We start from the raw sequence: 820 nt of genomic DNA, 5'->3' as shown, positions 1-820 counted from the left end.
CCGGTCGGCCCGGTGAGCGCCACGTTGCACGCCGACGGCGCGGTCACGCTGCGCAATGTGCCCGCCTATCGCTATCGCCAGCATGTCTCGGTGCAAGTGCCTGGACATGGCTTGGTCTACGGCGATATCGCCTGGGGCGGCAATTGGTTCTTCCTGGTTTCCGATCATGGCCAAGCACTGGAAATGGACAACGTCGAAGCCCTGACCGACTACACCTGGACAATGCTCAAGGCCCTCGAAGCCCAGGGCATCCACGGCGAAGACGGCGCCCTGATCGACCATATCGAACTGTTCGCCGACGACCCCCAGGCCGACAGCCGCAACTTTGTCATGTGCCCAGGCAAGGCCTACGACCGCTCGCCCTGCGGCACCGGCACCAGCGCCAAGCTCGCATGCCTGGCGGCCGACGGGAAACTCGCCGCCGGTGAGCCGTGGATACAAGCCAGCATCACCGGCAGCCAATTCGAAGGCAGCTATGAATGGGAGGGCGAACGTGTGCGCCCTTCCATCACCGGCCGCGCCTACATGACCGCCGACAGCACCTTGCTGATCGACGAACAGGACCCCTTCGCGTGGGGCATCTGAACCGCCCCCGCCCCTTCAATCAAACTGGAGCTGAAACAATGAATACCACTATCTTCACCGGTTGCATCCCTGCATTGATGACGCCGTGCACCGCCCAGCGCAAACCGGACTTTGACGCACTGGTCGCCAAGGGCCGCGAACTGATCGATATCGGCATGAGCGCGGTGGTGTACTGCGGCTCCATGGGCGACTGGCCGTTGCTGACCGAGGCCGAGCGCCAGGAAGGCGTGGCGCG

The 820-nt window shown here is 63.9% G+C and carries 1 protein-coding gene and 1 pseudogene; both read left to right on the top strand.

Annotation, left to right across the window (positions count from 1 at the left end):
• Positions 1–585 (top strand): proline racemase family protein (locus HX846_RS22150; protein WP_178966096.1); only part of this gene is annotated, 585 nt, incomplete at its 5' end.
• A gap of 38 nt (positions 586–623) precedes the next feature.
• Positions 624–820: pseudogene (locus HX846_RS22145) on the top strand (dihydrodipicolinate synthase family protein); the annotation flags it as partial.

The organism is Pseudomonas sp. K5002 (assembly GCF_013386655.1).
Taxonomy (GTDB): Bacteria; Pseudomonadota; Gammaproteobacteria; order Pseudomonadales; family Pseudomonadaceae; genus Aquipseudomonas.
Note: the sequence above shows the minus strand (reverse complement) of the source record. Positions and strands in the feature narration are given on the sequence as shown.